Source organism: Bacillus sp. jun7 (assembly GCF_051034795.1).
In the GTDB taxonomy this organism is placed as follows: Bacteria; Bacillota; Bacilli; order Bacillales; family Bacillaceae; genus Bacillus; species Bacillus velezensis.
Window position 1 is genome coordinate 192,513 of sequence record NZ_CP093219.1, and the last position, 13,955, is coordinate 206,467.

At 43.5% G+C, this 13,955-nt stretch carries 14 protein-coding genes, 1 other RNA gene, 2 pseudogenes and 1 riboswitch; of the genes and pseudogenes, 13 read left to right on the forward strand and 4 right to left on the reverse strand.

Annotated elements, in window-relative coordinates; translation table 11 throughout:
- The first annotated feature begins 14 nt into the window (after positions 1-14).
- The 7 genes and pseudogenes from MJQ52_RS00850 (at position 15) to MJQ52_RS00880 (ending at position 4,500) form a co-directional block, all read left to right on the forward strand.
- Positions 15-1,253, forward strand: a complete 1,239-nt coding sequence (locus MJQ52_RS00850) for a ribonuclease H-like domain-containing protein (RefSeq protein ID WP_094247841.1) — start codon at positions 15-17, stop codon at positions 1,251-1,253.
- 121 nt (positions 1,254-1,374) lie between these two features.
- Positions 1,375-1,482 (forward strand): annotated as a pseudogene (locus MJQ52_RS00855) (hypothetical protein); the annotation flags it as partial.
- An 83-nt stretch (positions 1,483-1,565) separates the two neighbouring features.
- Positions 1,566-1,802, forward strand: a complete 237-nt coding sequence (cotD, locus tag MJQ52_RS00860; protein ID WP_003153539.1) for a spore coat protein CotD — start codon at positions 1,566-1,568, stop codon at positions 1,800-1,802.
- A gap of 88 nt (positions 1,803-1,890) precedes the next feature.
- Positions 1,891-2,439 carry a DUF1273 domain-containing protein gene (locus MJQ52_RS00865; RefSeq protein WP_070082012.1) on the forward strand — a complete coding sequence of 183 codons (549 nt, stop codon included), beginning with the start codon at positions 1,891-1,893 and terminating at the stop codon, positions 2,437-2,439.
- Positions 2,440-2,518: 79 nt separating this feature from the next.
- Positions 2,519-2,818: a cell division regulator GpsB gene (gene gpsB, locus MJQ52_RS00870; RefSeq protein WP_003153541.1), complete on the forward strand. Its 300-nt coding sequence runs from the start codon at positions 2,519-2,521 to the stop codon at positions 2,816-2,818.
- A 55-nt stretch (positions 2,819-2,873) separates the two neighbouring features.
- Positions 2,874-3,255: RNase P RNA component class B (rnpB, locus tag MJQ52_RS00875), an RNA gene on the forward strand.
- A gap of 96 nt (positions 3,256-3,351) precedes the next feature.
- The gene (locus MJQ52_RS00880; protein WP_094247842.1) at positions 3,352-4,500 is read left to right on the forward strand and encodes a THUMP domain-containing class I SAM-dependent RNA methyltransferase; all 1,149 of its coding nucleotides are present in this window, start codon (positions 3,352-3,354) and stop codon (positions 4,498-4,500) included.
- Between the two features lie 58 nt (positions 4,501-4,558).
- On the opposite strand, the gene MJQ52_RS00885 is transcribed toward MJQ52_RS00880, so the two are convergent.
- On the reverse strand, positions 4,559-4,711 hold the full coding sequence (locus MJQ52_RS00885; RefSeq protein WP_003153548.1) for a YpzG family protein: 153 nt from the start codon (positions 4,709-4,711) through the stop codon (positions 4,559-4,561).
- Positions 4,712-4,877: 166 nt separating this feature from the next.
- On the opposite strand from MJQ52_RS00885, the gene MJQ52_RS00890 reads away from it, so the two are divergent.
- The 5 genes from MJQ52_RS00890 (at position 4,878) to pbuX (ending at position 10,925) form a co-directional block, all read left to right on the forward strand.
- Positions 4,878-5,069, forward strand: coding sequence for a hypothetical protein (locus MJQ52_RS00890; protein ID WP_003153550.1), 192 nt, complete (start codon positions 4,878-4,880; stop codon positions 5,067-5,069).
- 104 nt (positions 5,070-5,173) lie between these two features.
- Positions 5,174-7,093, forward strand: coding sequence for an ATP-dependent DNA helicase (locus MJQ52_RS00895; RefSeq protein ID WP_094247843.1), 1,920 nt, complete (start codon positions 5,174-5,176; stop codon positions 7,091-7,093).
- A gap of 111 nt (positions 7,094-7,204) precedes the next feature.
- Entirely contained in the window at positions 7,205-8,707 is a 1,503-nt protein-coding gene (locus MJQ52_RS00900) for a carboxypeptidase M32 (RefSeq protein ID WP_094247844.1), read from the forward strand.
- A 133-nt stretch (positions 8,708-8,840) separates the two neighbouring features.
- Positions 8,841-8,940: riboswitch (purine riboswitch) on the forward strand.
- 99 nt (positions 8,941-9,039) lie between these two features.
- Positions 9,040-9,624, forward strand: a complete 585-nt coding sequence (gene xpt, locus MJQ52_RS00905; RefSeq protein ID WP_077722498.1) for a xanthine phosphoribosyltransferase — start codon at positions 9,040-9,042, stop codon at positions 9,622-9,624.
- Positions 9,621-10,925, forward strand: a complete 1,305-nt coding sequence (gene pbuX, locus MJQ52_RS00910; RefSeq protein ID WP_094247845.1) for a xanthine permease PbuX — start codon at positions 9,621-9,623, stop codon at positions 10,923-10,925. Before xpt ends, pbuX begins: the two co-directional genes overlap by 4 nt.
- Before the next feature lie 394 nt (positions 10,926-11,319).
- On the opposite strand, the gene MJQ52_RS00915 is transcribed toward pbuX, so the two are convergent.
- Positions 11,320-11,595, reverse strand: coding sequence for a hypothetical protein (locus MJQ52_RS00915; RefSeq protein ID WP_070082007.1), 276 nt, complete (start codon positions 11,593-11,595; stop codon positions 11,320-11,322).
- A 334-nt stretch (positions 11,596-11,929) separates the two neighbouring features.
- On the opposite strand from MJQ52_RS00915, the gene MJQ52_RS00920 reads away from it, so the two are divergent.
- Complete coding sequence (locus MJQ52_RS00920; RefSeq protein ID WP_094247846.1) at positions 11,930-12,499, forward strand: cysteine hydrolase family protein; 570 nt, start codon at positions 11,930-11,932, stop codon at positions 12,497-12,499.
- A gap of 201 nt (positions 12,500-12,700) precedes the next feature.
- On the opposite strand, the pseudogene MJQ52_RS00925 reads toward MJQ52_RS00920, so the two are convergent.
- Both MJQ52_RS00925 and MJQ52_RS00930 read right to left on the reverse strand, forming a co-directional pair.
- Positions 12,701-13,277: pseudogene (locus tag MJQ52_RS00925) on the reverse strand (DUF421 domain-containing protein).
- Positions 13,278-13,622: 345 nt separating this feature from the next.
- Positions 13,623-13,886, reverse strand: coding sequence for a transcriptional regulator (locus MJQ52_RS00930; protein ID WP_094247847.1), 264 nt, complete (start codon positions 13,884-13,886; stop codon positions 13,623-13,625).
- Between the last annotated feature and the right edge of the window lie 69 nt (positions 13,887-13,955).

Consider the following 13,955-nt stretch of genomic DNA (forward strand, 5'->3'; position numbering starts at 1 on the left):
AAGGGGGACGAAAGATGTCCTTGAAAAATAAATTAAAGCGGATGAAAAACCACCTGAATGTGCCCGAAGCTGAAAAAAAGCCGGCAGCTTCACAACTTTCGATCCCGGATATTCAAGTCCCGTTTAGAGAAGAATGGGAGGCATTCGGAGTGAAGCCTTTCTTTTTTGAGGATGAATACTGTCTTATCCGCGAAACCGTCTATCCGCTTTCGCACCGCCACGGACGGTACAGCTTCAGTGAACTTGATGACGTCATGGCATTATGGAATAAAGGCGGTTTGACACATACTTTATCAGCAGAAGGATACGAAAAAAGCCAGCTGTTCTTCTTTGATACTGAAACGACCGGCCTCGGCGGCGGGGCAGGCAATATGATCTTTTTGCTCGGCCATGCAAGAGTATATGAAGACCGTGTCGCGGTTAAACAGCATCTGCTCCCTAAACCGGGAAACGAGACGGCTCTTTACAAAAGCTTTTTAAGTGAGGTTGACATTACGTCCCTTGTTACGTATAACGGAAAAGCCTTTGACTGGCCGCAGGTAAAAACCAGGCATACATTGCTGCGGGACAGGCTTCCGAAACTTCCTGACTTCGGGCACTTTGATCTTCTGCACGGGGCGAGACGGCTTTGGAAACATAAGTTAGAGCGTGTATCGCTTTCGGCGGTTGAAAATGAAGAGCTTGCTTTTAAAAGGGACGAAGACACCCCTGGTTATTTGGCGCCGATGCTGTATTTTCAATTTTTAAAGGCGGAGGACCCGGCTCTTTTAAAGGGAGTGCTCTCGCATAATGAACAAGATGTGCTTTCCCTCATCGCTCTTTACATCCATATGTCAAAAAAGATTTTTGCATCTTCTGATCAGACGTCAGAACGTCAGGAAGCATACGCCATGGCGAAATGGTTTATCGCTCATAAAGAAACCGATCGCGCCGTTTCGCAGCTGGAAGCGCTGCAAGGCAAAGACTTTGAAGATTCGGATCGGGCCCTTTTTGACTTAGCGATGCTTTATAAAAAACAAAACCGCAGGCAAGACGCCGTGCCCCTTTGGGAGAAACTGACGGGCTCTGATCTTCACACATGCAGACACCAATCAGCGGTTGAGCTGGCGATCTATTTTGAGCATCATGCAAAAGATTACAAAAAAGCTCTGCAGGCCGCACAGCAGGCAGCAGAAGACGGGGAAATATCGGAAAAAGAAGCCGAGAAGCTCCATGTAAGAATTGCCCGGCTCAAGAGGAAATATTCCTCTTAAAATATTGCCCGGGAAAGCGCAAAAGCCGAGCTGTTTCGCCAAAAATATTTTTTTCTGAATCCGCATCGATTTTGTTGTAGAATGGTGCCGCATCTTGTAAAATAGCGTTAGTTATTTATAGGGGAGAGTTGGTATGTATAAAGGTGTTTTTTACTTGTTCTTTGTCGTGGTTTTTTTGATTGCGTTTGTATTTTCGAATTTTAAAGACAGCTTGCTGACGCACTTTTAAATTGGGTGATTGAATTAGAACATGCACCCTCTTTTCTTCATAACCTAACAGTGTAATAAAAGTTAATGGAGAGGGGATTTAGCATGTTTCATCATCATTGTTGCAGACCAAACGTGATGCCGCCGATTGTCCATCCGACTCATTGCTGTGAACACCATTGCTTTTCTAACACGGTTGTGCCGCATATTCATCCGCAACATACAACTAACGTAAATCACCACAACTTTGAGCACGTTCATTACTATCCGCACACTTTTTCAAATGTTGACCCGACAACTCACCAGCATTTTCAGTGCGGAAGCCCTTGCTGCGATCACTAGTATTGAATGCTTAAGCAAGATCGGTTAGGATATCAGCAAATCAAAATGGGGCCCGATGGGGAGCCCCATTTTTTAAGCAGGTGATCAATTGAAAGTATTAGCCGTAACGGGGTACAAGCCGTTTGAACTCGGGATTTTTAAACGGGATGACCGGGCGCTTGTTTATATAAAAAAGGCGATAGAAACCAGACTCAGAAGCTTTATTGACGAAGGCTTGGAATGGATTCTCATATCCGGACAGCTGGGGACTGAGCTTTGGGCGGCAGAAACGGCGTACGATCTCAGAGAAGAGTATCCGGAATTAAAGGTTGCCGTTATCACGCCTTTCTACGGCCAGGAGGAAAAGTGGAAGGAGCCGAATAAAGAAATGTATGAAGCGGTGCTTGCTCAGGCAGATTATGAGGAGAGCCTGACGCATCGGCCGTACGAAAGTCCGCTCCAATTCCGGCAGAAAAACGCGTTCTTTATTGAAAAGTCAGATGCGCTTTTGCTTTTATATGATCCGGAGGTGGAAGGGTCGCCGAAATATATGCTGCAGCAGGCAGAAAAACGCCGTGAAACCGACGGATATCCGATTTATTCGATTACGATGGATGATCTCCGTGCCGCCGTTGAAGAAGAAGATTTCTTTACATAACACGTCAGAGAATATTTGACAACGGGACGTGTTTCTGAATAAAATATAACATGATGATTCACGATATGAGGTGAAAAAGATGCTTGCTGATAAAGTAAAGCTTTCTGCGAAAGACATTTTGGAAAAAGAATTTAAAACAGGCGTTAGAGGTTACAGACAAGAAGACGTTGACAAATTTTTAGATATGATTATTAAGGATTATGAAACCTTTCATCAAGAAATTGAAGAACTGCAGCAGGAAAATCTGCAGCTGAAAAAACAGCTTGAAGAAGCAAGCAAAAAACAGCCGGTGCAGTCCAATACGACCAACTTTGACATTCTGAAAAGGCTGTCCAACCTTGAGAAACATGTATTCGGCAGCAAACTTTATGACGAATAAGGCAGATGCACTTGTCAAATGAGACAAGTTGCTTTATAATGAACAAGTGTTCTTAACGTTCGGGTAATCGCTGCAGATCTTTGAATCTGTAGAGGAAAGTCCATGCTCGCACGGTGCTGAGATGCCCGTAGTGTTCGTGCCTAGCGAAGAAATAAGCTAGGGCAGCCTTCATAGGCTGACGGCAGGAAAAAAGCCTACGTCTCCGGATATGGCTGAGTATCCTTGAAAGTGCCACAGTGACGAAGTCTCATCAGAAATGGTGAGAGTGGAACGCGGTAAACCCCTCGAGCGAGAAACCCAAATTTTGGTAGGGGAACCTTCTTGAAGGAACTGAACAGATAGAAGGACAGAATACTTTCTGTAGATAGATGATTGCCGCCTGAGTACGAGGTGATGAGCCGATTGCAGTACGACGGAACAAAACATGGCTTACAGAACGTTAAACATTATTGATATGACAAATTAGAGCTCTCCTTTAAAGGGGAGCTTTTATCTTGAATGAAATGAAAGCTTAAAAGAGACAGGGTGATACGATGAAGAAGTACACACTAATAGCGACGGCGCCGATGGGAATTGAAGCGATCGTCGCCAAAGAAGTGCGTGATTTAGGTTATGAATGCAAAGTAGACAACGGAAAAGTCATTTTTGAAGGAGATGCGCTTGCGATCTGCCGCGCTAACTTATGGCTGCGGACGGCTGACCGCATTAAAGTACAGGTCGCCGAGTTTCAGGCAAAAACGTTTGATGAGCTGTTTGAAAAAACAAAAGCGATTGACTGGCGCGCGTACATTCCCGAAAACGCAAAGTTCCCCGTTATCGGAAAGTCCGTGAAATCAGTGCTTGCCAGTGTGCCCGACTGCCAGCGGATCGTCAAAAAGGCGATAGCGGAAAAGCTGAAACTTCAATCAGGAAAACAAAATGAATGGATTGAAGAAACGGGACCCGAGTATAAGGTAGAGATTTCCCTTTTAAAAGATAAAGCGGTGCTTACGCTGGATTCATCAGGAACAGGCCTTCACAAACGGGGATACAGGGTTGATCAGGGCGGAGCTCCGATTAAAGAAACGCTCGCTGCCGCGTTAATTCTGTTAACCAACTGGACGCCTGACCGTCCGTTCGTCGATCCGTTCTGCGGTTCCGGCACGATCGCCATCGAAGCCGCTTTAATCGGGCAAAACATTGCTCCGGGTTTTAACCGTGATTTTGCTTCAGAAGACTGGGAATGGATCGGAAAAGAACTGTGGGACAAGGCGCGCCTTGAAGTGGAAGAAAAGGCGAACTATGATCAGCCGCTGCAGATCTTTGCCAGTGACGTAGATCACCGGATGGTAAACATCGCCAAAGAAAACGCAGAAGAAGCGGGACTTGGGGACCTGATCGAATGCAAGCAGATGCGAGTGCAGGATTTTACGACGAAACTCGAATTCGGCGTTATCGTCGGAAACCCTCCGTACGGCGAACGGCTCGGCGAAAAAAAGGAAGTCGAGCAGATGTATAAAGAAATGGGCCGGGCATTTGAATCTCTTGATACATGGTCTGTCTACATGTTAACGTCAAATGAACAATTTGAAGAGGTCTACGGAAGAAAAGCAACAAAAAAACGGAAGCTCTTTAACGGTTTTATCAAAACGGATTATTATCAGTACTGGGCTAAAGTGCGGCCGCAGCGGAAAAAGCCGTAACAAAGAGAAGACGCCTGAAACAGCGTCTTCTCCGGCATCTTTACGTTTTATTCTGCCATTACCAGCGGTGCGCTTTTGCGTTGCTCCGTAAAATAATGTTGGTCTGGGACATTTCGGTGTGGCCGTTCACCTGCGATTTAGAGCGTTTCGGCCGCGTCCAATTGTGATGAAACAATTCAGAATGCTGATCTAATCGATCTTTATAACTCATGTAACCATCACTCCCGGATAGAATAATTTTGTGAAGATGGATATTCGATCGAATATCTGTTGTAGTTTGTGCAGGTCAGGTGCGGATCATTCAGGATGGCATGTATAGAAAGTGAAGCATCGGCATAGAATGATGATTATTTCTATTTGAGAGGTGATCTTATTTTATGCTGAACAGCGAGCACTTCAGTAAAATACAAAAGGCGTTAGACGCAACTGCTTTCCGGCTGGAGGAAGCCGGAGCGGAGTTCGGTCCTTCCGCCATGACACACGCACAGGAAGAACTTGAAAATGCGGTAAAACATACACATTCAACAGACCATCCGTTCCTATGTACACATATCATTAACCGGAAATGAGTAATGACAAAAACTTGGCGTGGCCAAGTTTTTTTGTTGTATTGAAAAGGGTTAAATGATATTATAGATGGTCTGAATGCCGAATAGTTAGGGGTTGGAGTTGGGTGACAACATCACGTTTGCCTTTTGCTTTAACAAAAGAAAAGAATTTTTACGAAGAATTGAACAATTGGATTGGTGACGTGTTTTACGATATCCTTCCCGAGAAAGGCTTTGACCTTCGGGATGAGCAGGTATTTATGGCGTTTCAGCTTGAACGGGCATTTAAAGAGAAAAAGGTCATGTTCGCTGAGGCAGGAGTCGGTACGGGGAAAACGCTGGTGTATCTGCTGTTTGCCATCAGCTATGCCAGATATACGGGTAAACCGGCCATTATCGCATGCGCCGATGAAACGTTAATTGAACAGCTTGTCAAAAAAGAAGGCGACATTTCCAAGCTGACAGAACATTTGGATCTGCAGATTGATACACGGCTGTCCAAATCCCATGAGCAGTATCTGTGTCTGAAAAAGCTTGAGAAAACGATGCAGCATTCTGATGATGAAAAGTGGCTGGATCTTTATGAGTCGCTGCCTTCATTCGTACACGAATCACAAGCGATGCAGCGCTTTTATCCGTACGGCGACCGCAAACAGTACGCTGATTTGACAAATGAAGAGTGGGCAGGCGTCAGCTATGATTCCTTCCAAGATTGTTTAACATGTGATATGAGACATAGATGCGGTTTAACACTTTCAAGAGATCATTACAGAAAATCAACGGATCTGATTGTTTGCTCCCATGATTTCTACATGGAGCATGTATGGACGGAAGAATCACGCAAAAGGGAAGGGCAGCTGCCGCTTTTGCCGGATCACAGCGCCGTCGTGTTTGATGAAGGACATCTGCTGGAATTCGCCGCGCAAAAAGCGTTAACGTATCGTGTGAAGCAGTCGACGCTTGAGCTGTTTTTAGAGCGTCTGCTTCAAAATGACATCAGAGAGGAATTTGCCGAACTGATTGAAGATGCCCTTGCCGCAAACGATGAGTTTTTCTATGTGCTGTCAGAGGAATCGAAGGAAATCGCCGGCTCTCACCGATTGGACATCCAAAACGACCAGCGTGTTAAGCGTGCGGCTGACGAACTGTGCCGTCTGCTCGATAAAATCGGCGAGGCGCTCGTATTTGAATCGGAAATGTATACGATCGATAAGTACGAGCTGTCAGTCGTAGAAGAATACGTCGAACAAATGGCATATTCGCTGTCGCTGTATCAAAAGGATGCCATCAGCTGGCTTGAAACGCGGGATACAGACTCAACGTTTGTCGTTATGCCGAGAACTGTAGCCGAAGTTTTGGGAGAAAAGGTCTTTTCTAAAAAGATTCCTTATATCTTCTCATCGGCCACTCTTTCTGAGGGCGGTTCATTTGATTATATCGCTGACAGTCTCGGAATCCGTGATCCTTTATCATTTACCGTTGAATCTCCGTACGATTACGAGGAGCAAATGTCTGTTTCGCTTCACGGTGACATGACGTCTGAGCAGAAAACAGCCGAAACGATTGAAACCATTAAGGAGAATGAAGGACGCACTCTCGTTCTTTTCCCTTCCTTTGAAGACATGAAGGAATTTAAAGAACAGGCTGCCGCGTGGGAGCTGCCGTATCCGATTTACTACGAAGGTGACGAGGAGATCAGCAGTCTGGTCGAAAAATTCCAGCGGGATGAAGAATCCGTGCTTTGTTCCGTCCACTTATGGGAAGGTCTTGACATTCCCGGTGACTCGCTCCGGAATGTGACCATTTGGGCATTGCCGTATCCGCCTCATGATCCTGTGTTTACCGCAAAGCGAAACGGAGCGAAAAAAGATCCGTTTGAGGAAGTTGATCTGCCGTACATGCTTTTGAGAGTCCGGCAGGGAATCGGCCGCCTCATCCGTTCTAATCAGGACAGCGGAACCATATCCATTTATGCGGGCGGAGAAAGTGAACGGGTCCTGGCCGAAGTCAAAAAGGTCTTGCCTGTTACACCGAAAATCATATAAAAACAAAAGCTGCAGGAATCTTATCCTGCGGCTTTTTTAAATCCGGGAAGTTGACTTTATGACGGCGTTCCATTAGCCTGTAATTGATAGTGAAAAGGGAGGGGAACGGATATGGATTTACATACATATGAAAAAGAGTTTTTTGTTCTGTTAAAAAGAGTATCCCACTATGAAGAAGCCATTGCGCTCATGCATTGGGACTCAAGAACGGGAGCCCCGAAAAAAGGTTCTGATGACCGGGCGGAAAGCATCGGGCAGCTGTCGGCTGACGTTTTTCAAATCCAGACATCCGACCGGATGAAAGAGCTGATTGACATCCTTCTCGCGCATGCAGAAGAGCTCTCTGAAGATACAGTGAAAGCTGCGGAACTTGCAAAAAAAGATTATGATCATAATAAAAAAATACCTGAAGATGAGTATAGAGAATATGTCATTTTGACATCGAAAGCGGAAACGGCTTGGGAGGAGGCAAGGGCAGCCTCTGATTTCTCTATGTTTGCTCCGTACCTTGAGAAGCTGATTGATTTTAATAAGCGGTTTATTTCGTATTGGGGCTATGAAGATCATCCATACAACGCATTGCTCGATATTTTCGAACCGGGCGTTACGGTAAAGGTGCTGGATCAGCTGTTTTCTGAATTGAAGGAAGCGATCATTCCGCTTGTCAAAAAAGTGACGGCATCCGGAAATAAACCGGACACTTCCTTTATAACGAAAACGTTTCCGAAAGAAAAACAAAGAGATCTCTCCTTGTATTTCTTAAAAGAACTTGGGTATGAGTTTGACGGCGGCCGCCTGGACGAAACGGTTCATCCGTTTATGACGATGATCAACCGCGGCGATGTGCGGGTGACGACCAGATATGACGAAAACGATTTCCGCACGGCGATTTTCGGAACGATTCATGAATGCGGGCATGCGATCTACGAGCAGAATATTGACGAAGCCCTGAGCGGAACGAACTTATCTGACGGTGCATCCATGGGAATTCATGAATCCCAATCGTTATTTTATGAAAACTTTATCGGCAGAAATCAACAATTCTGGACCGCCTATTATGAAAAAATGGTTGAGGCTTCACCTGATCAATTTCAAAATGTAAAAAGAGAGGATTTTGTACGCGCCGTAAACGAGGCGAAACCGTCCTTTATCCGAATTGAAGCCGATGAGCTGACATATCCGCTTCATATTATTATCCGTTATGAAATTGAAAAAGCGATTTTCAGCAATGAAGTGACAGTGGAAGAACTGCCGGCATTGTGGAATCAAAAATATCATGATTATTTAGGCATTACGCCGCCATCTGACGCAAAAGGCATTTTGCAGGACGTACATTGGGCGGGCGGCGATTTCGGCTATTTCTCTTCCTATGCGCTCGGATATATGTATGCGGCACAGCTGAAGCATACCATGCTTGAGGATCTGCCTGAATTTGATCAATTAATAGAACGGGGCGACTTTGAGCCGATCAAACAATGGCTGACAGAAAAGGTTCATCAGCACGGAAGACGCAAAATGCCGCTTGATATCATAAAAGATGCAACGGGAGAAGAATTGAACGTTCAATATCTCATTGAGTATCTCGTCGGCAAATATTCAAATTTATATTTATAAACGAAACGCCCGGCATACACCGGGCGTTTTTCTAAAAATTCTAAAAAGACGAATAATCGAAAACTAATTCTTTGTAAAAGTTCGGGAATATTCAAATTTCACTATGCAAAAGAAGTGTATCTTGTTATAATTTGATTAATATCATACGAACACTCATATAATCGCGTGGATATGGCACGCAAGTTTCTACCGGTCACCGTAAATGTCCGACTATGAGTGAGCAATGGGACGGCTTTATTCGGCCGTTACGTGTAGATCATTCGGCATTGCTTGCTCTTTTTTTGGAGAGCGGGCAATGCTTTTTTTATTTTTTATAAGCGGGGGTAATCATTGTGGAAGCATTAAAACGAAAAATAGCAGAAGACGGAATCGTTCTTTCTGATCAAGTGCTGAAAGTGGATTCTTTTTTAAACCATCAAATTGATCCGGTTCTCATGCAGCAGATCGGCCGGGAATTTGCGAGCCGTTTTGAAAAAGACGAGATAACCAAAATCGTCACAATTGAATCTTCGGGCATTGCCCCTGCGGTAATGGCCGGTCTTGAACTCGGCGTTCCCGTCATCTTTGCGAGAAAAAGGAAGTCTCTCACGTTAACGGATGATCTGCTGACGGCGTCCGTCTATTCTTTCACGAAAAAAACAGAAAGTCAGATTGCAATCTCCGGAAATCATCTCTCGAAAGAAGACCGCGTGTTAATCATTGACGACTTTTTAGCGAACGGACAGGCGGCAGAGGGGCTTTTGTCCATCATAAAACAAGCAGGCGCAGCAGTTTGCGGGATCGGAATCGTCATTGAAAAGTCATTTCAGCCGGGAAGAGACGAGCTGGTGAAAAAAGGATGCCGGGTCGAATCACTGGCGAGAATTCAATCGCTTGAAGACGGAAAAGTGACATTTGTACAGGAGGTCCGTTCATGAAAAACGGCTATGCCAAAACACTTTCCCTCGGTATCCAGCATGTGCTTGCCATGTATGCCGGCGCCGTCGTTGTTCCTTTAATTGTAGGAGCGGCATTGGGACTGAACGCAGAACAGCTGACATATCTCGTATCAATTGACATTTTTATGTGCGGGGCGGCTACGCTGCTTCAAGTATGGAGGAATAAATTTTTCGGCATCGGCTTGCCTGTTGTGCTTGGCTGTACGTTCACCGCGGTAGCGCCGATTATTTCCATCGGTAAGGAGTACGGGATTTCAGCCATTTACGGAAGCATTTTGGCATCGGGTCTGCTTGTCATTCTGCTGTCATTTTTCTTCGGCAAGCTCGTATCCTTTTTTCCGCCTGTCGTAACCGGATCTGTCGTGACGATTATCGGGATGACCTTAATGCCGGTCGCGATGAATCATATTGCCGGCGGGGAAGGCAGCAAGGATTTCGGTGATCCGGCTAACCTTGCCCTCGGATTTACGGTGCTTGTCATCATCGTGCTGCTTTATCGGTTTACAAAAGGATTTTTGAAATCCATTTCGATTTTAATCGGCATTGTCATCGGGACGGCCATCGCTTATTTCATGGGAAAAGTGCAATTTGACAATGTGGCGAATGCTGACGCAATTCAAATGATTAAACCGTTTTATTTCGGGACGCCGACATTTCATGCGGTACCGATTATTACGATGTCCATCGTTGCCATTGTCAGCCTTGTTGAGTCAACCGGCGTCTATTTCGCTCTCGGTGACCTGACAAATCGGCGCCTGTCTGAACGTGATTTAGCAAAAGGCTACCGCGCGGAAGGTCTGGCGGTATTCATCAGCGGCATTTTCAATGCTTTTCCGTATACGGCCTATTCCCAAAACGTCGGCCTCGTGCAGCTGACGGGGATTAAGAAAAACGCGGTCATCGGTGTCACGGGCGCACTTTTAATGCTCTTCGGCCTTTTTCCGAAAATCGCAGCCTTCACGACCATCATCCCGTCTTCAGTACTGGGCGGCGCGATGGTGGCCATGTTCGGCATGGTCATTTCCTACGGCATTAAAATGCTCAGTCAAATTGACCTTAAAAAGCAGGAAAACCTTCTGATCGTCGCGTGTTCGGTCGGATTGGGACTCGGTGTAACTGTCGTTCCCGATATGTTTAAGCACCTGCCGTCTTACTTAAATTTGCTGACCACAAACGGAATCGTCGCCGGAAGCTTTACCGCCGTGCTTTTGAATATTGTTTATAATATGATTCCTAAAACGAAAAAAACCCTTGATGTGACAAGGGTTCAAGAGGGGTAATCACCCGTTTTTCTTTAAAATAACATCTTATTTTATCCAGATCGAGGATGCTTCCGAAAGTTGCTGAACTTTTTGCGAGGCATTCTCTTTTTTTTATTAGTTTCATTGTTTGAAAAAAAACAAATTGAGTGATGCGGCATCCGTCTTATCTCATCGAAAACCGTCCCGAACTATATGTACGTGAACATATGACCAAATGTAAGAGAAAAAAGGAGAATGGAGGGATTATATCGTAAACGAATATCATTGTTCGGACGGTGATGACTCGAAACTTGGTTGAGACATGCAATGAAATGCCTGATGCCGAAGTGCAACTGCAGAATGGGCGCTGAGGGGGAGTGTCTTGTGCACCGATCCTTACAAAAGAGAGTAAAAGAAGGGAAAGCCCCTTCTTCTAATTAATCCATCCTTCAAAAGTTGCGCGATAGAACCCTTCGATTATCTCTACTTTCTTAAGGTAATAAGTAACGCCATTTTTAACAGTTGTATTTGGGATATCCCATCTATGAAGGTAATCCATTGTAAAAGAATCTTTGGTCGCTTGTGTCGAAAATTTTGTTTGAGTTGAGTCGCTATTTGTATTGCCAGGGCTGGATGCAAAAGCAGGGGCAGCGGAAACGAGTAAAGTGAGAGACAAGGCAGAACCAGTTAAAACTTTTTTTAATTTCATTTTAAACACTCCTTTGTTTTTAATACACTTGTATTATTACATGAAATACAAAAATAACCAAGGGGTTTTTTGTTAATATTTTGTGAGCGTAGCGTGAATTTTGTTAGGGGAGTGGATGGCAAAAGGGATACTGATAAGTATATAGAGAAAAAGAGTTGATTATTGCTGGCCTCTGGTGAACTGCAGCCTTTGAGTGAGTGTTTGCTTTAGCTATTCCAGCGCTTTTCCAACGGGAAAGGTGTGATATGAAATTTAAAACTGAAACAATTGTACAAAAGTAAAAACTTTATTTAAAATGTTATAAATACTAATTTTCAATATAGGAGGTTATCTGGTGGCAGAAAAGAAAAAAGCGTTAATCATTGTAGATGTACAAAAAGCTTTCGATGATAAAAAATGGGGAGAACGAAATAACGTAAAAGCGGAAGAAAACATTAGTAAAATACTGAAATTATGGAGAGAAAAAGGATGGACAGTCATATACATACAACATATTTCTGATAAACCTGGTTCTTTGTTTTATCCTAAGAATGAGGGGTTTGCCATAAAGGAAATCGTTAAACCTATGGATAAAGAAGTCATTATAACCAAGAAAGTAAACAGCAGCTTTATCGGGACTAATCTAGAAGAGATTTTAAAATCAAATGATATAACAACTGTCGTAATAACTGGTTTGACTACGCCCCATTGTGTTTCAACAACTACAAGAATGAGCGGTAATTTAGGATTTGATACCTACCTGATTTCAGATGCAACGGCAGCCTTCGGGATGAGAGACCAAAATGATACATATTATGATGCCGAGACTATTCACAATATATCTCTGGCTACGTTGCATGATGAATTTGCCACAATATTAACGACTGATCAATTAATCAATGATTTTATAAAACAAACTGATTAACATTATGGCTAAGGCTGATGGTGGGTATAGGCGGCTGAAAAGCATATTCAGGCGCATACAAGGACCTCGTCGGAAAAAAGGCATCTGCTTCAGATGCTTTTTTTGTTTCTTATAAACCGATTTCGGTAAAAAATGATCGGCGGTTAACGGTCTGGATCCGGCTTCGGTTTTGAATAACAAAAGGTTTTACTAATCAGCGAATTATTCAAGATTTTTTGGCTTGTGCTGAGTCTGATGTCTTTTGATTTCCTCAAATAGATTGGCTTGACCCTCTGTTTGAGATGGAGACTCATTGTTAAGGAATTTTGGATCGATCACATTTTTAAGATCTTTGATGGTTAAAGGCTTACAGTCATCTTTTAATTCGTAGCCTAATTGTCCATTAGCTTCTAAAGTGGCATATTTAATTGTGTTTATTTTTGAAATGCCAAGAAGCCTTAAACGCATTTCGAGTTGATCTGCTGTCAGTCTCAGCTTCTTTAAGTTTTCTATATTGAGTTGGCCGTCTTCTATAACGAATTTAGATTTTTCGGTTAAAAAAAATTCAATCCAGTTTACTTTTACTTGAAACCATTCCATCAAAATCAAAGCACTAAAAAGGATAGACGCAGCGATTAATGTTTTCAATAAACTAGTTTCTAAAATGGGATGAACGATCGATTGAAATCATCACCATTGTCTGTGCGATGGTCATTTGTGCAATGGATTTTCTCCCTGAAATTCTCAGTAAAATCATTCCGAATGCAATTATAATTAATTCTTCCCAAGCAAATCTCATGTTATCACCCTGGATTGTGTTTTATCAAAAATAAAAGAGCAAGTAAGAGGTTTCTTAACGTTAGCTGGGGAACTCAGGCGTCGATAAAATGTTCCGGATTGATAGAGTTGAGACTCGGCTTTTGGATAGACACGCGGGAGAAAATTTTAGATTATGTGTTTTTGCGTCTAAAAGCAGAAACAGTACAACTGATAATGATCATCGGATGTAATAAAATTACGCACCTAGGTGCTATATGCTGGATCAATTATAAAATGGAGTGAAACTAAAAAAAGGGGCAAAGCCCCCTTATATTAGCAGCTTTCTAGTTGTTACTTAAGACAATCATTCCGCCGTCTTGAAAAATCAGCTTTTGTAGACGGCTGTCCAAGTGCCATCAGCGCCATGGAAGGTGATGTTGTCTAAATAATAGGTGATTCCATTCTGGTAAATTGAAGTAGGATAATCAGGGCCATAACCATTAAGTATGAACGTCGCCAAAGCAGATACTTCCTTCGTTTTGCTTTCTGCAGAAGGTGTATCAGCAGGACCTGCGGCAAAAGCAGGGGCGGCAGAACAGAGTAAAGCGAGTGATAGGGCTGAGCCGGCTAAAGCTTTTTTCATTTTCATTGCAAACACTCCTTTTCTTTTTTAATACAATTGTATTATTACATATTATGTTAAACATGTACATGCCTA